This is a genomic window from Delftia sp. WSY_7 (assembly GCF_043104845.1).
Lineage (GTDB): Bacteria > Pseudomonadota > Gammaproteobacteria > Burkholderiales > Burkholderiaceae_C > Comamonas > Comamonas tsuruhatensis.
In genome coordinates this window covers 334,968-348,055 of sequence record NZ_JBICLB010000034.1, presented here as the reverse complement: position 1 = coordinate 348,055, position 13,088 = coordinate 334,968, and the positions used below count along the sequence as shown (strand labels likewise).

Genomic DNA, 13,088 nt, shown 5'->3' with positions numbered 1-13,088 from the left:
TGAAGCACCCCAGCGCGATGCCTCGCGGCTGGGGGACGGTTTTACAGAAATGTCGCTGCGCGGAATTAACGCGAGTACAACTCAACGATCAGGGATTCGTTGATGTCTGCACCGAACTCGTCGCGGTCAGGCGACTTCTTGAACGTGCCTTCAGCCTTGTCGGCCGACACTTCCACCCATGCGGGGAAACCGACTTGACCAGCCAGTTGCAGGGCTTCGACGATGCGGGCCTGCTTCTTGGACTTTTCACGCACGGCGACCACGTCACCCACCTTCACCATGTAGGAAGGGATGTTGACGGATTGGCCGTTGACCGTGATGGCCTTGTGCGACACCAGCTGACGCGCTTCCGAGCGGGTCGAGCCGAAGCCCATGCGGTACACCACGTTGTCCAGACGCGACTCCAGCAGCGACAGCAGATTGGCACCGGTGTTGCCCTTCTTCTTGTCGGCGGCTTCGAAGTAGCGGCGGAATTGCTTTTCCAGCACGCCGTACATGCGCTTGACCTTCTGCTTTTCGCGCAGCTGCAGGCCGAAGTCGGAAGTACGCTGACCGGAAGTGCGGCCGTGCTGGCCGGGCTTGGTGTCGAACTTGGACTTGTCGGCGATAGAGCGACGTGCGCTCTTCAGGAACAGGTCAGTGCCTTCACGGCGGGAGAGTTTGGCCTTGGGGCCGATATAGCGTGCCACTTGATTTCCTTTGTGTCATCTGCCGTGCACAAGCACGGGAGCCGCCCGCGATGTTACACATCTGGGCGGCGGTGGGCTTGGTGAAAAAGCTTAGATACGACGGCGCTTTTGAGGGCGGCAGCCGTTGTGGGGAACCGGCGTCACGTCCGCGATGGAAGTGATGCGGATGCCCAGGGCGCCCAGGGCGCGAACCGAGGATTCACGGCCGGGACCGGGACCCTTGATTTCGACGTCCAGGTTCTTGATGCCCTGTTCGATGGCAGCACGACCAGCCACTTCCGAAGCCACCTGGGCAGCGAAGGGAGTCGACTTGCGCGAACCCTTGAAGCCCTGGCCACCCGACGAGGCCCACGACAGAGCGTTGCCTTGGCGGTCGGTGATGGTGATGATCGTGTTGTTGAACGAAGCGTGCACGTGGGCAATGCCGTCCGAAATGTTCTTACGGACTTTCTTGCGAACGCGCTGTGCAGCGTTGTTTGCGGGAGACTTAGCCATAGTGATCTTTCAATCTCTTTATTTCTTCAAAGCCGCGGCACCCTTGCGCGGACCCTTGCGGGTACGTGCATTCGTGCGGGTACGCTGACCACGCATGGGCAGGCCACGACGATGACGGAAACCGCGATAGCAACCGATGTCCATCAAACGCTTGATGTTCATCGTTGTTTCGCGACGCAGATCACCTTCCAGCGTCAGGGAAGTCAGCTGATCGCGGATCTTTTCCAGATCGCCGTCAGTCAGTTCCTTGATTTTCTTGGAATATGCGATGCCAGCGGCTTCGCAGATCTTGCGTGCAGTGGTGCGACCGATCCCATAGATAGCGGTCAGGCCGATTTCAGCGTGCTGATGCGGCGGGATGTTAATGCCAGCGATACGTGCCATTATTCGTCCTCAAACTTTCCTATCAACCCTGGCGCTGCTTGTGGCGCTGGTCCGTGCAGATCACTCGCACCACACCCTTGCGGCGGATGATCTTGCAGTTACGGCAGATTTTTTTGACCGAAGCCGAAACTCTCATTTCATTCTCCTAAAACTCTACATCCGTTACGGCCTATCGACCGGGAAACATGCCCGCGATGGATAGATCGAATGGGCGTCTACTAACTCTTACTGGACCCGCCGGCACCGCCGGCCAGGCCCATCACTTAGTTCAATTGCCAAGTGTCGCTTTGAAGTTCGCCTTTTTGAGGAGCGATTCGTACTGTTGCGACATCATGTAGTTCTGCACCTGGGCCATGAAGTCCATGGTCACCACCACAATAATCAGCAGTGATGTACCACCGAAGTAGAACGGGACGTTGTACTTCAGGATCAGGAACTCGGGCAACAAGCACACGAATGTGATGTACACCGCACCAGCCAGGGTCAGGCGAACCAGGATCTTGTCAATGTAGCGGGCCGTCTGGTCACCGGGACGGATCCCGGGGATGAAGGCACCACTCTTCTTCAGGTTGTCGGCGGTTTCCCGGCTGTTGAACACCAGGGCCGTGTAGAAGAAGCAGAAGAAGATGATGGCGGTGGCGTAGAGCATCACATAGATCGGCTGACCGGGGGTCAGCGTGCTAGCAATGTCCTTCAGCCAGCGCATGGATTCCCCTGCACTGAACCAGTTCACAACGGTCGCCGGCAGCAAGATGATCGAGGAAGCGAAGATGGGAGGAATGACCCCCGCCATGTTCAGCTTCAGCGGCAAGTGCGAAGACTGACCGCCATACACCTTGTTACCCACCTGACGACGCGCATAGTTCACCAGGATCTTGCGCTGTCCCCGCTCGACAAACACGACGAAGTACGTCACGGCTGCCACCACGAGAACGATGAAGATCGCGGCCAGGATGCTCATGGCACCGGTGCGCACCAGCTCCAGCAGACCACCGATGGAGCTCGGCAGACCTGCGGCGATACCTCCAAAGATGAGGATCGAGATGCCGTTGCCCAGACCACGTTCCGTGATCTGTTCACCGAGCCACATCAGGAACATGGTGCCGGCCGTCAGGCTGACCACCGCCGTGAGGCGGAAGCCGAAACCGGGGCTCAGAACCAGACCTGCGGAGCTTTCCAGAGCCACGGCAATTCCCAGGGACTGAAAAATCGCCAGGCCCAGAGTGCCATAGCGGGTGTACTGGGTGATCTTGCGACGACCCGATTCACCTTCCTTTTTCAGCTGCTCGAATGTAGGGACCACGTAGGTCATGAGCTGCATGATGATCGATGCCGAGATGTACGGCATGATCCCCAGTGCGAACACCGTGAAGCGCGACAGCGCCCCACCCGAGAACATGTTGAACAGATTGAGAATGCCGCCCTGCTGGCCATTGAACAGCTGCTGCAGCTGCGCTGGATCGATGCCCGGCACGGGGATATGAGCCCCGATGCGGTAAACGACCAGCGCGAGCAACAGAAAAACCAGACGGCGGCGAAGATCGCCGAATTTTCCGGTTTTTGCAATTTGAGCTGCGCTAGTAGCCACGGATGTCTTCTTTCAGATCATTAATCAGGCGATGCTGCCGCCGGCAGCTTCGATGGCAGCCTTGGCGCCGGCGGTAGCGCCGATGCCGTTGAGCTTGACAGCCTTGCTGATTTCACCGCTCTTGATGATCTTGACCACCTTTGCGATTTCACCAACCAGACCGGCTTGCTTCAGAGCTGCCAGATCGACTTCGGCCAGGCCCAGCTGTTCCAGAGCGGACAGGGTCACTTCTGCGTTGAACTTCAGCAGATGCGACTTGAAGCCACGCTTGGGCAGGCGGCGCTGCAGAGGCATTTGACCGCCTTCGAAGCCCACCTTGTGGTAGCCACCCGAACGCGACTTCTGGCCCTTGTGACCACGGCCGGCAGTCTTGCCCAGGCCGGAGCCGATGCCGCGGCCGACACGGCGCTTGGCATGCTTGGCACCTGCTGCAGGCTTGATGCTATTGAGTTCCATCATCAATCCTTTCAGAGGACTTTGACCAGATAGCTGATCTTGTTGATCATGCCGCGCACAGCAGGCGTGTCCTGCAGTTCGCTGATGCTATTCAGCTTGCGCAGGCCCAGGCCACGGACGGTGGCGCGGTGCGATTCCTTGGTGCCAATGGGGCTGCGCACCAGTTGCACCTTCACGGTTTGTTGCGTTGTCATGTGATTGACTCCGATCAGGCGGTGAAGATGTCTTCAACCGACTTGCCGCGCTTGGCTGCCACTTCCGAAGGGGTCGTGGAGTTCTTCAGAGCGTCAAAAGTCGCGCGGACCATGTTGTAGGGATTCGACGAGCCATGGCTCTTGGCCACGATGTCGGTGATGCCCAGCACTTCGAAGACGGCGCGCATCGGGCCGCCGGCGATGATGCCGGTACCCTTGGGAGCGGGGTTCAGCATCACGGATGCTGCGCCATGCTGACCCATCACGGTGTGATGGATCGAGCCGTTCTTCAGGGACACCTTGATCATGTTGCGACGGGATTCTTCCATCGCCTTTTGCACGGCTGCAGGCACTTCCTTGGACTTGCCCTTGCCCATGCCAACACGGCCATCACCGTCGCCAACCACGGTCAGTGCAGCGAAGCCGAGGATACGACCGCCCTTCACAACCTTGGTGACGCGGTTCACCGCGATCATTTTTTCGCGCAGACCGTCGTCACGACCTTCGTCTTGCACCTTGGGAGAAAACTTTGCCATTTCTATCCGCTCCGCTTAGAACTGCAGGCCGGCTTCACGAGCGGCTTCTGCCAAAGCCTTCACGCGGCCGTGGTATGCGAAACCAGCGCGATCGAAAGCCACTTTCTCCACGCCTGCAGCCTTGGCCTTCTCGGCAATGCGCTTGCCGATCAGCGTAGCGGCAGCCACGTTGCCACCCTTGCCGATGGCGCCCAGTTGGGTGCGCACTTCGGCTTCGGCAGTCGAGGCCGAAGCCAGCACCTTGGTGCCGTCTTCCGACACCACGCTTGCGTAGATGTGGAGGTTCGTACGGTTCACGCTCAGACGTGCCACGCCTTGCTGTGCAATGCGGATGCGGGTCTGGCGGGCACGACGGAGACGCTGCTCTTTCTTGGTCAACATAATGCAGCTCCTTACTTCTTCTTGGTCTCTTTGATCACGACCTTCTCATCCGAGTAACGGATGCCCTTGCCCTTGTAGGGCTCGGGAGGACGAACGGCACGGATCTCAGCAGCCAGTTGGCCAACGGCCTGGCGGTCAGCACCCTTGACCACGATTTCCGTGGGCGTGGGGGTGGCAACAGTGATGCCGGCCGGCATTTCGAAGTTCACCGGGTGCGAATAGCCGATCGCGAGGTTCAGCTTGGCGCCAGAGGCCGAAGCCTTGAAGCCCACGCCGACCAGCGACAGCTTCTTCTCGAAGCCCTTGCTCACGCCCACCACCATGTTGTTCACCAGCTGACGCATGGTGCCGCTCATGGCGTTGGCTTCGCGCGAGTCGTTGACGGGCTCGAAAGACAGCTTGCCTTCGTTGTTGGAGATCTTCACCAGAACGTTCTGGGCCAGCGACAGCGTGCCGCCGGTGCCCTTCACATTGATCTGGTCAGCCTTGATGGACACATCCACGCCTGCGGGGATGGCCACGGGAGTCTTTGCTACGCGAGACATTTCAGTATTTCTCCTTAATGTCCGTTAGGCCACGTAGCACAGCACTTCGCCGCCCACGCCGGTGGCGCGTGCCTTGCGATCCGTCATCACGCCCTTGGGAGTGGTGACGATGGCCACGCCCAGACCGTTCATGACCTGGGGGATTGCGTCGCGGCCCTTGTACACGCGCAGGCCGGGACGGCTCACGCGCTCGATGCGCTCGATCACCGGACGGCCGGCGTAGTACTTCAGGGTAATTTCGAGTTCGGACTTGCCAGCGTCGGTCTTCACTTGGAAGCCGTCGATGTAGCCTTCATCCTTCAGCACCTGGGCGATGGCAACCTTGACCTTGGAGGAAGGAGCCGTCACGGTGGTCTTGGAGACCATTTGTGCATTGCGGATGCGGGTCAGCAAGTCAGCGATGGGATCACTCATGCTCATGTTTAATCTCTCCTGCTTGCTTACCAGCTGGCCTTGGTGACACCGGGGATGTCGCCAGCGAAGGCCAGTTCACGGATCTTGGCGCGGCCCAGACCGAATTGACGGAAGGTGCCACGGGGACGACCCGTGATCTCGCAGCGGTTGCGCTGGCGAGTGGGGTTCGCGTTACGGGGCAGCTTCTGCAGGCCCAGGCGAGCGGCGTCGCGCTCTTCGTCGCTGCGCTTTGCGTCAGCGGCGATCGCCTTCAGTTCTGCGTACTTGGCAGCGTACTTGGCCGCCAGCTTTTCGCGCTTGAGTTCGCGCTGAATCAATGCAACTTTAGCCATGCGCCACCTCAGTTCTTGAAGGGGAAACGGAAAGCGGCGAGCAGTGCCTTGCACTCGTCGTCGGTCTTTGCCGTAGTCGTGATGCTGATGTTCAGACCACGCAGAGCGTCCACCTTGTCGTACTCGATTTCGGGGAAGATGATCTGTTCCTTGACGCCGACGTTGTAGTTGCCGCGACCGTCGAACGAACGGCCGGAGATACCACGGAAGTCACGCACGCGGGGCAGAGCCACGGTGACGAAACGATCCAGGAATTCATACATCTGAACGCCACGCAGGGTCACCATGCAGCCGATGGCCTGGCCTTCGCGGATCTTGAAGCCGGCGATAGCCTTCTTGGCCTTGGTCACCACGGGCTTCTGACCAGCAATCTTGGTCAGGTCGGCCACGGCGTTGTCCATCACCTTCTTGTCGGCCACGGCTTCGCTCACACCCATGTTCAGGGTGATCTTGGTCAGGCGGGGCACTTCCATGGTGGAGGTGTAGCCGAACTTTTCCTTCAGTTCAGCCGCGATCTTTTCGCGATACAGTTTTTGCAGTCGTGCCATGTGTTACCCCTTAGGCCGCCTTGATTTCGGCGCCGTTGGACTTGAACACGCGAACGCGCGTGCCGTCGGCTTGCACCTTGATGCCCACGCGATCGGCCTTGCCGGTCGCTGCATTGAAGATGGCCACGTTGGATTGGTGGATAGGCATGGCCTTTTCCACGATGCCGCCGGTGGTGCCCTTCATGGGGTTCGGCTTGACGTGCTTCTTCACCAGGTTGATGCCGTCGATCAGCAGGTGGGAGTCGTCCTTGCGAGCCGAGACCACGCCTTGCTTGCCCTTGTCACGGCCGGTCAGCACGATGACTTGGTCGCCCTTGCGAATCTTGTTCATGGTGCTTCCTTTAGAGAACTTCAGGTGCCAGGGACACGATCTTCATGAACTTTTCGTTGCGCAGTTCACGAGTCACGGGGCCAAAGATGCGGGTGCCGATAGGCTCCAGCTTGGCGTTCAGCAGCACGGCGGCATTGCCGTCGAACTTGACGAGCGAGCCATCAGCGCGGCGAATACCCTTCGCCGTGCGCACCACGACCGCGCTGTAGACCTCGCCTTTTTTGACGCGTCCACGCGGTGCAGCTTCCTTGATGCTCACCTTGATGATGTCACCAACACTCGCATAGCGACGATGAGAACCGCCCAGCACCTTGATGCACTGAACAGACTTCGCGCCGGTGTTGTCGGCAACCTCTAACCGAGATTCTGTTTGGATCATTTCAATATTCCCAACTTGCTCCAGCAAACACCCGACAGCCCCAGAGTCTTCTCAAGGGCCGCGAGCAGCCAGTCAGTCTTGGGCCCGTCGTCCACGCCGAAAACCATTTCTCGGCGCTTCCACTGGGCAGATAACTTCACGATTTTCACGTGAAGCATGGGATTGTCCCAGAAATTCCTTTGCGCGTCAAACCCTTAGCGACTTTTCCCGCCCCTGCCCGGCAGCGTTGCGCAACGCCCACAAGGGCGCCGGCAACCGAGGGGCCGCCCGGGCCTCCCGATCGGCCCATGCCACCGGAGACGCCCATAAAAAAGCCGAGCCACGCGGGCTCGGCAAAGGGTGGCAGACTCAACGCAATTGTTGGCTGCGGACGGACCGCGCCGACGACGGCACAGACCGCGCAGCGGCTTTGGGGCCACCGCGTCGGGCTTGGGCGCGGCCCTTGCCCTGCGGAAAACGCACTTTCAAGCGCTTTCTTTTTGCTTCCCTCCCTCGTCAGCCTTGTGCTGGCTGCTGTTCACTGGCACTGAAGCTGGGCGCCATGAACCGCATTCTCATTCATAAAACCAATCGAGTACATATATTCATCAATTTTGACAATCATTCGTGGCGCAAGCGTCTTACGCAGAAAGCACAACGCCCTGCGTTGCAGGGCGTTGTGCATGGAGATGGACAGGATCAGGCAGGCAGGTACTGCGCCGCCAGCGGCATGAAGTCCGCCAGGCCGGCGTCGTGTCCCAGCTCCTCCTGGAGGATGGCCGCCACGCGCGGGGCCACTTCGGCGGCCTTGCGCGCATCGAGGAACAGCAGGCGGCTGCGGCGCGCCAGCACGTCTTCCACGGTGCGCGCGTATTCGAAGCGCGCGGCAAAGCGCACCATGGCTTCGTTCAGGCCGTCGGCCAGCCATTCGTCGTTGCCCGGCAACGCCTGCACCGCCGAGGCTTCCGTGCCGTAGGAATGCAGGCCCTGGATCTGGTTCATGCGGTGGTGCACGGCGGACTCGGCCGGGGCGCCGGCCAGCGGCAGGCGGGCCGTGACACCACCGGGGCGGTGCGGCAGGCGGCCGATGGCAAAGCATTCGGAGAGCACGTCTTCGGCCATGGCGCGGTAGGTGGTCCACTTGCCGCCCGTGACGGTCACCAGGCCGGTGCGGCTGGACATGACGGTGTGCTCGCGGCTGATCTTCTTGGTGTTTTCGCCATCGTCGTCCTGGGGCTTGACCAGCGGGCGCAGGCCCACCCACATGCTGCGCACGTCGGCCAGCGTGGGCTGGCGCGTGAGGTAGCGGCCTGCCTCGGTGAGGATGAAGTCCAGTTCTTCGGGGAAAGGCAGGGGTTCGCGCGCCAGGTCGTTGCGCGGCGTGTCGGTGGTGCCCAGGATGACCTTGCCCAGCCAGGGCACGGCAAAGAGCACGCGGCCGTCGGCCGTCTTGGGCACGAGCAGGGCATGGTCGCTGGGCAGGAAGTCGCGGTCCACGACCACGTGCACGCCCTGGCTGGGCGCGACCATGGGCTTGACGGGACGGCCCTGGGCCTCGGCGTCCTGCTGGCGAAACAGGTCCACCCAGGGGCCGGTGGCGTTGACCACGCACTTGGCGCGCAGCGTGAAGCGCTGGCCGGATTCCGAGTCTTCGCAGATCAGGCCGGCGACCTTGCCGCCTTCGTGCAGCAGTTCACGTGCGGGGCAGTAGTTGACCAGCAGCGCGCCCTTGGCAGCGGCCGTGCGGGCCAGCGCCAGCGCCAGGCGGGCATCGTCGAACTGGCCGTCCCAGTATTTGACGCCGCCCTTGAGGCCCTGCTGCCGCACGGTGGGCAGGCACTTCACGGTGCTGGAGCGCGAAAGGAATTCCGTGGCGCCCAGGCCTGCCTTGCCGGCCAGCGCGTCATACATCTTGAGGCCGATGCCATAGAACGGCGTGTCCAGCAGCTTGTAGGACGGCATGACGAAGGCCAGCGGCTGCGCCAGGTGGGGCGCGTTGTGCAGCAGCGTGGTGCGCTCGTGCAGCGCTTCCCGCACCAGGGCGATGTTGCCCTGGGCCAGGTAACGCACGCCACCATGGACCAGCTTGGTGGCACGCGAGGACGTGCCCTTGGCGAAGTCATGCGACTCCACCAGCACGACCTTGAACCCGCGCGCCGCCGCGTCCAGGGCCACGCCCAGGCCGGTGGCACCGCCGCCGATGATGGCCAGATCGTAGGTTTCAGGCTGGGCCAGGCGTTCCAGCAGGGCGGCGCGGCCGGTGGGCAGAGGGGAAGCAGCGAGGGACATGGATCTTCGACGAAGGAATGTGGGGCAAGTTAACAGGGCGCCATGTAGCCGCCATGTCAGCACCCGGGACGCCACGCCTGCGCCCAATGCGAAGGGGACGGAATCGGGTTTTCCGCTATTTTCGCTCGTTTTTGTATTTTTTTCTTCGCTATCTTTCGTTTTGTGTTTTTGGCGACCCAGGACGCCCAACGATGGACTGTGATGCCAGCGCAGGGTATTGCGCCCAAAGCCGACGCGGCCCAACTCAGGGACGCCGAGCAAGAGCCGCCTCGCGGCGAGGGCGTCGTCCCCCTCCCGCGAAGCGAGAGAGGGCGCCGTGCATACGGGGGAAGGCGCGTCAGCGCCTCAGGGGGTGCTTATCGAACTTTTCCGTTTTTCCAGGCATTGAGCAGCGTGTCATACGCAATCGTCTCGCCCTTGGGCTTTTCATTGGCCAGCTTCTTCCACGGCGCCTGCTTGTCGCTGAGCCACTTGGCCGGGTCGCCCTTGGGGTTGAGCTTGGGCGCGCAGTGCGCCATGCCTGCGCGCTGCAGGCGGGCCATGACCTGGTCCATTTCCTCGGCCAGGTTGTCCATGGCGCCCTGGGGCGTCTTCTCGCCGGTGACGGCCTGGGCCACGTTCTTCCACCACAGCTGGGCCAGCTTGGGATAGTCGGGCACGTTGTTGCCGGTGGGTGTCCAGGCCACGCGGGCGGGGCTGCGGTAGAACTCGACCAGGCCGCCGAGCTTGGGCGCCATGTCGGTCATGGCCTTGGAGCGGATGTCGCTTTCGCGGATGGGCGTCAGGCCGACGATGGTCTTCTTGAGACTGGTGGTCTTGGCGGTGACGAACTGCGCGTAGAGCCAGGCGGCGGCCGTGCGGTTGGCGTCATGGTCCTTGAAGAAGGTCCAGCTGCCCACGTCCTGGTAGCCGTTTTGCATGCCGTCCTTCCAGTACGGCCCGTTGGGGCCGGGCGCCATGCGCCATTTGGGCGTGCCGTCGGCATTGACCACGGGCAGGCCGGGCTTGGTCATGTCGGCCGTGAAGGCGGTGTACCAGAAGATCTGCTGCGCGATATGGCCCTGGGCCGGCACGGGGCCGGACTCGCCGAAGGTCATGCCCATGGCTTCCTTGGGCGCGTACTTCTTCATCCAGTCCACGTACTTGGTGAGCGCGAACACGGCGGCCGGCGAGTTGGTGGCGCCCCCGCGCGAGACCGAGGCGCCCACGGGCGTGCACTTGTCGTCGGCCACGCGGATGCCCCATTCATCGACAGGCATGCCGTTGGGAATGCCCTTGTCGGCCGCGCCGGCCATGGACAGCCAGGCATCGGTGAAGCGCCAGCCCAGCGAGGGGTCCTTCTTGCCGTAGTCCATGTGGCCGTAGACAGGCTTGCCGTCGATCTGCTTGACGTCGTTGGTGAAGAACTCGGCGATGTCCTCGTAGGCGCTCCAGTTCAGCGGCACGCCCAGCTCGTAGCCGTACTTGGCCTTGAACTTGTCCTTGAGGTCCTTGCGCTCGAACAGGTCGGCGCGGAACCAGTAGAGGTTGGCGAACTGCTGGTCGGGCAGCTGGTAGAGCTTGCCGTCGGGCGCGGTGGTGAAGCTGGTGCCGATGAAGTCCTTGATGTCCAGGCCCGGATTGGTGAAGTCCTTGCCGGCGCCGGCCATGTAGTCGGTCAGGCTCATGATGCGGCCGTAGCGGTAGTGCGTGCCGATCAGGTCGGAGTCGGAGATCCAGCCGTCATAGATGGACTTGCCCGACTGCATCGAGGTCTGCAGCTTCTCGACCACGTCGCCTTCCTGGATCAGGTCGTGCTTGACGGTGATGCCCGTGATCTCGGTGAAGGCCTTGGCCAGCGTCTTGCTCTCGTACTCGTGCGTGGTGATGGTCTCGGAGACCACGGCGATCTCCTTGACGCCCTTGGCCTGCAGCTTCTTGGCCGCCTCGATGAACCACTTCATCTCGGCCATCTGCTGGTCCTTGGACAGCGTGCTGGGCTGGAACTCCGCGTCGATCCACTTCTTGGCTTCCGCCTCTCCGGCCCAGGCCGCCTGCCCCGCCGCCAGCAGGGCCGCCGCGAGGGCGATGGTGTGAAGTCGTTGTTTCATCTGCCGTCTCCTAGATTCTTGCTGTCTCCCCGACATGCACATGCACCAGCGGGCCCCGGGGGAGCTTCGGACCCGGCTGTCGATAAATGGAATGAAGTGATCAGCCTTTGCGCATCACGACGGCCAGCACGAGCATGGACAGCACGAAACTGATCCACACCGAAGGCTCGGCCTCCAGCGAGAACCACTGCGCCATCTTCTCGCCCAGACCCACCCAGGCCAGATTGACATAGGCCGCCAGCAGCAGCCCGATGAACAGCCGGTCCCCGCGCGTCGTCGCCATCGGCAGCCAGCCCTTGCGCATCACGGTCGGGCTGCGCAACTCCCACAGCGTCATGCCCACCAGCATCAGCACGATGCAACTGAAGAACACCGCCACCGGCAGCGTCCAGGCCATCCAGGAAAACATTGACGAGTCCTTTCAGAAACAAAAACCACTGCCCGTCGAAACTGGTGCGGCCCCAAGCGAGGGACAGCAAGCAAGGGCCGCCCCGCCGCGAGGCTGTCGTCCCCCTCCCCCGCGAAGCGGGCAGAGAGGGGGAAGGCGCGCAAGCGACTCAGGGGGTGCCTCACACCCTCCCCATGGCGAAACCCTTGGCGATGTAATGCCGCACGAACCAGATCACGATGGCGCCCGGCACGATGGTCAGCACGCCGGCCGCCGCCAGCGTCGCCCAGTCCATGCCCGAGGCCGAGACGGTGCGCGTCATGGTCGCCACGATGGGCTTGGCGTTCACGCTGGTCAGCGTGCGCGCCAGCAGCAGTTCCACCCAGCTGAACATGAAGCAGAAGAAGGCCGCCACGCCCACGCCGGCCTTGATCAGCGGCAGGAAGATGGTGAGGAAAAAGCGCGGGAAGGAGTAGCCGTCGATATAGGCCGTCTCGTCGATCTCGCGCGGAATGCCGCTCATGAAACCCTCCAGGATCCAGACGGCCAGCGGCACGTTGAACAGCAGGTGGGCCAGGGCCACGGCGATGTGCGTGTCCATCAGGCCCACCGTGGTGTAGAGCTGGAAGAAGGGCAGCAGGAAGACGGCCGGCGGCGTCATGCGGTTGGTCAGCAGCCAGAAGAACACATGCTTGTCGCCCAGGAACTGGTAGCGCGAGAACGCATAGGCCGCCGGCAGCGCCACCGTCAGCGAGATCACGGTGTTGATGGCCACGTAGATCAGGCTGTTGATGTAGCCCGAGTACCAGGAGGCGTCGGTGAAGATGGTTTGGTAGTTGGCCCAGGTGAAATGCTGGGGCCACAACGAGAAGCTCGACAGGATCTCCTCGTTGGTCTTGAAGCTCATGTTGACCATCCAGTAGATGGGCAGCACGGCGAACAGCAGGTAGGCGACGAGGAACAGCGTGCGCTTGTGGAAACGGCGGTCTTCAGTCATGTCCGGCCTCCCGCAGGGCCGCCCCAAGGGAGGCCGAGCCCCCTCGGGGGGCAGTGAACGAAGGGAGCGTGGG

At 61.9% G+C, this 13,088-nt stretch carries 19 protein-coding genes; all 19 read right to left on the bottom strand.

Features of this window, described 5'->3' with window-relative positions:
- Positions 1-65: 65 nt before the first annotated feature.
- The 19 genes from rpsD to ACF8ME_RS16330 all read right to left on the bottom strand — a co-directional run bounded on the left by rpsD (position 66) and on the right by ACF8ME_RS16330 (position 13,015).
- Positions 66-689 (bottom strand): 30S ribosomal protein S4, encoded by a 624-nt coding sequence (gene rpsD / locus ACF8ME_RS16420; RefSeq protein ID WP_012202977.1) that lies wholly within the window; start codon positions 687-689, stop codon positions 66-68.
- Positions 690-779: 90 nt separating this feature from the next.
- Positions 780-1,184: a 30S ribosomal protein S11 gene (gene rpsK / locus ACF8ME_RS16415; RefSeq protein ID WP_012202976.1), complete on the bottom strand. Its 405-nt coding sequence runs from the start codon at positions 1,182-1,184 to the stop codon at positions 780-782.
- Positions 1,185-1,202: 18 nt separating this feature from the next.
- Positions 1,203-1,568, bottom strand: a complete 366-nt coding sequence (rpsM, locus tag ACF8ME_RS16410; protein ID WP_012202975.1) for a 30S ribosomal protein S13 — start codon at positions 1,566-1,568, stop codon at positions 1,203-1,205.
- A gap of 22 nt (positions 1,569-1,590) precedes the next feature.
- On the bottom strand, positions 1,591-1,704 hold the full coding sequence (gene rpmJ / locus ACF8ME_RS16405; RefSeq protein ID WP_003050535.1) for a 50S ribosomal protein L36: 114 nt from the start codon (positions 1,702-1,704) through the stop codon (positions 1,591-1,593).
- Between the two features lie 132 nt (positions 1,705-1,836).
- Positions 1,837-3,156 carry a preprotein translocase subunit SecY gene (gene secY, locus ACF8ME_RS16400; protein WP_012202974.1) on the bottom strand — a complete coding sequence of 440 codons (1,320 nt, stop codon included), beginning with the start codon at positions 3,154-3,156 and terminating at the stop codon, positions 1,837-1,839.
- A 24-nt stretch (positions 3,157-3,180) separates the two neighbouring features.
- Positions 3,181-3,612 carry a 50S ribosomal protein L15 gene (gene rplO, locus ACF8ME_RS16395; RefSeq protein WP_016449179.1) on the bottom strand — a complete coding sequence of 144 codons (432 nt, stop codon included), beginning with the start codon at positions 3,610-3,612 and terminating at the stop codon, positions 3,181-3,183.
- Positions 3,613-3,623: 11 nt separating this feature from the next.
- The gene (gene rpmD / locus ACF8ME_RS16390) at positions 3,624-3,806 is read right to left on the bottom strand and encodes a 50S ribosomal protein L30 (RefSeq protein WP_012202972.1); all 183 of its coding nucleotides are present in this window, start codon (positions 3,804-3,806) and stop codon (positions 3,624-3,626) included.
- Positions 3,807-3,820: 14 nt separating this feature from the next.
- Positions 3,821-4,342, bottom strand: coding sequence for a 30S ribosomal protein S5 (gene rpsE, locus ACF8ME_RS16385; RefSeq protein WP_016449178.1), 522 nt, complete (start codon positions 4,340-4,342; stop codon positions 3,821-3,823).
- A 15-nt stretch (positions 4,343-4,357) separates the two neighbouring features.
- Positions 4,358-4,723, bottom strand: coding sequence for a 50S ribosomal protein L18 (gene rplR, locus ACF8ME_RS16380; protein ID WP_012202970.1), 366 nt, complete (start codon positions 4,721-4,723; stop codon positions 4,358-4,360).
- Positions 4,724-4,734: 11 nt separating this feature from the next.
- Positions 4,735-5,268 carry a 50S ribosomal protein L6 gene (gene rplF / locus ACF8ME_RS16375; protein ID WP_016449177.1) on the bottom strand — a complete coding sequence of 178 codons (534 nt, stop codon included), beginning with the start codon at positions 5,266-5,268 and terminating at the stop codon, positions 4,735-4,737.
- Between the two features lie 24 nt (positions 5,269-5,292).
- Positions 5,293-5,688 carry a 30S ribosomal protein S8 gene (rpsH, locus tag ACF8ME_RS16370; RefSeq protein ID WP_016449176.1) on the bottom strand — a complete coding sequence of 132 codons (396 nt, stop codon included), beginning with the start codon at positions 5,686-5,688 and terminating at the stop codon, positions 5,293-5,295.
- A 20-nt stretch (positions 5,689-5,708) separates the two neighbouring features.
- Positions 5,709-6,014, bottom strand: a complete 306-nt coding sequence (gene rpsN / locus ACF8ME_RS16365) for a 30S ribosomal protein S14 (protein ID WP_012202967.1) — start codon at positions 6,012-6,014, stop codon at positions 5,709-5,711.
- Between the two features lie 8 nt (positions 6,015-6,022).
- Positions 6,023-6,562: a 50S ribosomal protein L5 gene (gene rplE, locus ACF8ME_RS16360; RefSeq protein WP_016449175.1), complete on the bottom strand. Its 540-nt coding sequence runs from the start codon at positions 6,560-6,562 to the stop codon at positions 6,023-6,025.
- Positions 6,563-6,572: 10 nt separating this feature from the next.
- A complete protein-coding gene (rplX, locus tag ACF8ME_RS16355) occupies positions 6,573-6,893 on the bottom strand; it encodes a 50S ribosomal protein L24 (protein ID WP_016449174.1) in 321 nt (106 codons plus the stop codon).
- A gap of 10 nt (positions 6,894-6,903) precedes the next feature.
- The gene (gene rplN / locus ACF8ME_RS16350; protein ID WP_016449173.1) at positions 6,904-7,272 is read right to left on the bottom strand and encodes a 50S ribosomal protein L14; all 369 of its coding nucleotides are present in this window, start codon (positions 7,270-7,272) and stop codon (positions 6,904-6,906) included.
- Positions 7,273-7,950: 678 nt separating this feature from the next.
- Entirely contained in the window at positions 7,951-9,540 is a 1,590-nt protein-coding gene (locus ACF8ME_RS16345; protein WP_016449171.1) for a glycerol-3-phosphate dehydrogenase/oxidase, read from the bottom strand.
- Positions 9,541-9,896: 356 nt separating this feature from the next.
- Complete coding sequence (locus tag ACF8ME_RS16340) at positions 9,897-11,630, bottom strand: ABC transporter substrate-binding protein (RefSeq protein WP_016449170.1); 1,734 nt, start codon at positions 11,628-11,630, stop codon at positions 9,897-9,899.
- A gap of 100 nt (positions 11,631-11,730) precedes the next feature.
- A complete protein-coding gene (locus ACF8ME_RS16335; RefSeq protein ID WP_016449169.1) occupies positions 11,731-12,039 on the bottom strand; it encodes a DUF2160 domain-containing protein in 309 nt (102 codons plus the stop codon).
- A 160-nt stretch (positions 12,040-12,199) separates the two neighbouring features.
- Entirely contained in the window at positions 12,200-13,015 is an 816-nt protein-coding gene (locus ACF8ME_RS16330) for a carbohydrate ABC transporter permease (protein WP_013804448.1), read from the bottom strand.
- Between the last annotated feature and the right edge of the window lie 73 nt (positions 13,016-13,088).

Bases quoted from the DNA above. Each gene is read 5' to 3' on its own strand.
- rpsK (WP_012202976.1), bottom strand. From the start codon at position 1,184: ATGGCTAAGTCTCCCGCAAACAACGCTGCACAGCGCGTTCGCAAGAAA.
- rpsM (WP_012202975.1), bottom strand. From the start codon at position 1,568: ATGGCACGTATCGCTGGCATTAACATCCCGCCGCATCAGCACGCTGAA.
- rpmJ (WP_003050535.1), bottom strand. From the start codon at position 1,704: ATGAGAGTTTCGGCTTCGGTCAAAAAAATCTGCCGTAACTGCAAGATC.
- rplO (WP_016449179.1), bottom strand. From the start codon at position 3,612: ATGGAACTCAATAGCATCAAGCCTGCAGCAGGTGCCAAGCATGCCAAG.
- rpmD (WP_012202972.1), bottom strand. From the start codon at position 3,806: ATGACAACGCAACAAACCGTGAAGGTGCAACTGGTGCGCAGCCCCATT.
- rpsE (WP_016449178.1), bottom strand. From the start codon at position 4,342: ATGGCAAAGTTTTCTCCCAAGGTGCAAGACGAAGGTCGTGACGACGGT.
- rplR (WP_012202970.1), bottom strand. From the start codon at position 4,723: ATGTTGACCAAGAAAGAGCAGCGTCTCCGTCGTGCCCGCCAGACCCGC.
- rplF (WP_016449177.1), bottom strand. From the start codon at position 5,268: ATGTCTCGCGTAGCAAAGACTCCCGTGGCCATCCCCGCAGGCGTGGAT.
- rpsH (WP_016449176.1), bottom strand. From the start codon at position 5,688: ATGAGCATGAGTGATCCCATCGCTGACTTGCTGACCCGCATCCGCAAT.
- rpsN (WP_012202967.1), bottom strand. From the start codon at position 6,014: ATGGCTAAAGTTGCATTGATTCAGCGCGAACTCAAGCGCGAAAAGCTG.
- rplE (WP_016449175.1), bottom strand. From the start codon at position 6,562: ATGGCACGACTGCAAAAACTGTATCGCGAAAAGATCGCGGCTGAACTG.
- rplX (WP_016449174.1), bottom strand. From the start codon at position 6,893: ATGAACAAGATTCGCAAGGGCGACCAAGTCATCGTGCTGACCGGCCGT.
- rplN (WP_016449173.1), bottom strand. From the start codon at position 7,272: ATGATCCAAACAGAATCTCGGTTAGAGGTTGCCGACAACACCGGCGCG.
- ACF8ME_RS16345 (WP_016449171.1), bottom strand. From the start codon at position 9,540: ATGTCCCTCGCTGCTTCCCCTCTGCCCACCGGCCGCGCCGCCCTGCTG.
- ACF8ME_RS16340 (WP_016449170.1), bottom strand. From the start codon at position 11,630: ATGAAACAACGACTTCACACCATCGCCCTCGCGGCGGCCCTGCTGGCG.
- ACF8ME_RS16335 (WP_016449169.1), bottom strand. From the start codon at position 12,039: ATGTTTTCCTGGATGGCCTGGACGCTGCCGGTGGCGGTGTTCTTCAGT.
- ACF8ME_RS16330 (WP_013804448.1), bottom strand. From the start codon at position 13,015: ATGACTGAAGACCGCCGTTTCCACAAGCGCACGCTGTTCCTCGTCGCC.